The following is a 3,896-nucleotide window of genomic DNA, read 5'->3' as shown; positions in this document are numbered from 1 at the left end:
CCCGCCTTATTGGTATAGTCCTTAAAGTCTTCCGAACCTTGTACAGGTGTTGTCGTGGAGTTATCTACTACTCGTGTTAGCTGGTTGCCGTTGTGTGTCATGGTCAACTGGTCTATCACCCCGTAAGGATCAGAGGCTACAATCTTCCCGCTACGTGTGTTTTCTACAATATTTTTCTTTGTTACATTTTGCTTTTTTGATAGTCTTTATATCATATAGATAAATAAGCCCCTAATCTGATACATGAAAGTTGATTCTGTTAGCCCATTTATCTCAATTTTAGGATGCAGAAATAATAAAGACGATTTTTAGATCGTCTTTATTATTGTTCAATTATAGATTATTTAAATGATTATAAGCCAGTTATAAAATAATCCCCTAATCTGACACATTACCCATTACCGTTCTGTACTTATTTATTATTTATTCTTCGTATTATAAAATCCCCCAAATAAAGAGTTAAGATTAAAACAATTGATTGAATAATAAATATTGGATATAATGGTTCTGCTTGTATATAACGATATATAAAACTGATGATTATGATAGGAAAAGTTAATATAGACATCCATATTGTCCAATCACCATAATACGAATCAGAACCCATAATGGAACACACTGTAAATAAACCAATTGCATTATAGGCCAATATTATAAAGGCCAATATTATACGTTGCCTAATCTTATTATCCATTTTCTTATAAATTTAATATTACCATATTGCCATTAAAAATTTAGCAATTGAGATATTACCAAAAGCTAATGTTACAGCTGTGGCTCTCCCCTTATCTTTCATTGGTACGCTTGGATGCATCATTATACTAGCAGAGCCAATTGTTAGTTTAATATCAGCACCAATCACTTTCTTGTTGAGAAGCGCATCTCTAAGACCAGTTGCTTTTTTGGCATCGTATCTCATATCATGCTGAATTGCAGGATATTCACTCAGATTCCTAGGTAGGTATTGATAAGAATCTGCAGGGTCTATACCTAATCCTTTATTCCCATATGTCTTTGGATTATCTGGTCCTATATAACTTGTTCCAAACAAATTCTTATGTAATGTTTCAGCATTTACACTATTGTCGCTTGTGCCAAAAATAGTGAAATCGTTACCATATATAATTTTATCATCTGCCATCAAATTTCCATTAGCATCAACAACTGCTCCATATGAGTTTTCTTCACTTCCATCATTAAAAAATGTATACTGAGACTTCACCGAACCATCTTTATTGTATTTAGTAAAGGATGTTCCACTAGCTATATGGGTTACACCTCCTTTTTCTCCATATTTTGAAATAACATCATCCTGAGAAAGAACATCTCTGTCGTAATAATATTCTTTAACACTATCCACTATCCGACTAACCCAGTCCATTCCAGTTGGGTCAATAATCCGCATAGGATTATTCGCGACCCAAGCATACGGCGACCAAGCATAGTAACTTTCAGCATGAGGGTCAGGTGTCGGTGTGCGAGGTATTGCCAGATCATAAAATCTTGCATCACTATCATACCAGTTCAACCCATGCATACCATCCAACTCCTTGTCATTATACTTATACGGCTGTGCACTCTGCCCTGTGCTTTCCGCAAAAGACATACCGAAAGGATAGTATTGTGTGCTCTGTATCTGGTTGTTGTACTGGTCTATTACTATGCGGTTGTTGCCTAAATGGTCTTTTATATAAAAATGATATTTGTCATTTTCAATATATCCGCCATCCACCAGTATCTTTAATTTATCGTCTTCATAAATCTTATTGCCTGCATAGTCAGTTGTTTTCGTTTCTGTCAACGCATTCACATTGACTGCCGAACCGATTACCGGACTGGTAGAATGAGCAGGGTTCCATCTTCGTTTGACTTGCAGCTTCACGCCTGAAGCCGAATAGGTGTATTCATTACGTCCCTCACCGTCACGGTTCTTTATGTCCATCAATGTTGGTAAATTTAACGAATTATATTGGATCTGCGATATTCCTTTGTTCAAATCTTTGGTCATCGCCCCGTTTTTATTATAGGTATATTCAATGGCTACATTACTGTAATTTTTGAAATCGGCTGATACTTCCAGATTGATAAGCCCTATGGCATCTTCGGCTTTTAACAGTTGGTTGCCGTTGTGTGTCATGGTCAGCTGATCTATAATTCCGTAAGGGTTTGAGGCTTGTATCTTTCCTCTGCGGGTCAGTGTCTTGATATTCCCGTGCTTATCAAAAAGATAACTTCAAAACCTGACATTTCTGACATTTCTCAGTCTACAAAAACTTGACAAAGTTGACACATTTGCATCGTTTTTTAGTTGTAAAGTTTGTTCGTCTTGATCTCTAACATACTGGCAAAACCTGACCCTCTCTCTTTCATCCTACATAATCCATCATTCTTATATATAGATAAACAATCCTGCCAATGATAGAATTGGCAGGATTGGGTTTTATTGCTATGCAAGGACACGATTTAGAAAATCGCGCTATCAGGGAAGGATGGCTCTAAAGGTAATCCTTCCCATAAGGGATTATTGTTATCATTAAAGCATTTTGGACATTTTATTATTCCCATCTCTGGAGTATCTTTCCAAATTTCCCCACAGTAATTACACATAACCCAATTATTCTCTATAATATTCGCATTTTCTATGTCTGGATTAGGATATTCATGATTAAATAAATAAATATATTTTTTCATAATGTCAATCGTTTCATTTTTCCCATTAAATAAGTCATCAAAGAAGTATCTATTATCAACAATTTCTTTAAATGTAATTAATGAAGGAGCAGTTTTTATATATATCGAATAGTAGTAATAATCTGATAATATTTTATTCCAATATTTTGAAATTCTTCTATCAATAACTTTGAAATATAAATCTGAATAAAATTTAGGTATAATTGAGCCACTGTCATCTATAAGGATATAATTAATATTAGAACTACTTTTTATATCCAAGCCATAAACGACATATGTATCATTATAATTTAAATGTATACCTCTTGAATATAAAAGGTCTTTATCTGAATTAAGAACAAATTTAACTTTCATTTTTATTATCTTGTTTTTAGATCTGGATATCTGTGTCCTCTACTATCTGAATTTGTATCATCTTTTATTTTGAACCCTGATGCCTCTCCAGTCTTTGTGTTTACATCGTAGTGAACTTCTGTTGAGGTACCATCACCATGATTATGATTATGTTGTTTTTTTACAAAATCTCCTCCATTTTCTTTATACTTTGGATCACCTAACCTTCCACTATAATCCACACCAGCCCCACTTTTTGCTTCCTCTAATGTTAATTGTTCTTGTAAATTTCTCGGTTGAGTTCTAGCACCAGATTGTGCACCATCAACCACCTTTTCTGCTTTCTTTGCATCACTAACAATTCCCAGAGCTTTCCCTATACTTTTAACAATACCTTTTAATAAAGACCCACTTACAACTGGAATAACAGCTCCTACCGCAGCAAATCCTATATCAACACCTGAGGCAGGTGTTCCATCTATATTTATAGCATTACTTCCTCTGGTTATAACTGTACCTAAAACAACGGCATCATTTACATCAGACATAGATGCTACAACCAAAGTGCCATTCTTCTGAAGCGTAGAAGAATTCTCCTTTATTACTTTATCAGCTTGGTTGTTTGCAGCCGCCTGTCGATAATAGCTTGGGTCAAAAGGAGGCCAGCCAAACATTCTGCCGTCAGGATCAATAAACTTAATGGGATTATTATTGCAATAAACATATGGAGATATAGAGTAATACTTCTCCGCCAATGGATCGACCGTCGTAAACCTCCCTAACGCCCCGTCATAATATCTCGCAGAGTAATCATACAGATTCATACCATGCGTCTTATCCAACTCCTTGCCATTGTACTTGTACGGTTGAGT

The 3,896-nt window shown here is 35.2% G+C and carries 3 protein-coding genes; all 3 read right to left on the bottom strand.

Translation table 11 applies throughout. From position 1 onward, the window contains the following. Positions 1–712: 712 nt before the first annotated feature. A complete protein-coding gene (locus GGR21_RS20725) occupies positions 713–2,137 on the bottom strand; it encodes an RHS repeat domain-containing protein (RefSeq protein ID WP_246348143.1) in 1,425 nt (474 codons plus the stop codon). Between the two features lie 326 nt (positions 2,138–2,463). Beyond that, positions 2,464–3,045, bottom strand: coding sequence for a hypothetical protein (locus GGR21_RS20720; protein ID WP_183309141.1), 582 nt, complete (start codon positions 3,043–3,045; stop codon positions 2,464–2,466). A 5-nt stretch (positions 3,046–3,050) separates the two neighbouring features. Beyond that, positions 3,051–3,896 (bottom strand): RHS repeat-associated core domain-containing protein (locus GGR21_RS20715; RefSeq protein WP_183309140.1); only part of this gene is annotated, 846 nt, incomplete at its 5' end.

It is taken from the genome of Dysgonomonas hofstadii (assembly GCF_014196915.1).
Lineage (GTDB): Bacteria > Bacteroidota > Bacteroidia > Bacteroidales > Dysgonomonadaceae > Dysgonomonas > Dysgonomonas hofstadii.
Note: the sequence above shows the minus strand (reverse complement) of the source record. Positions and strands in the feature narration are given on the sequence as shown.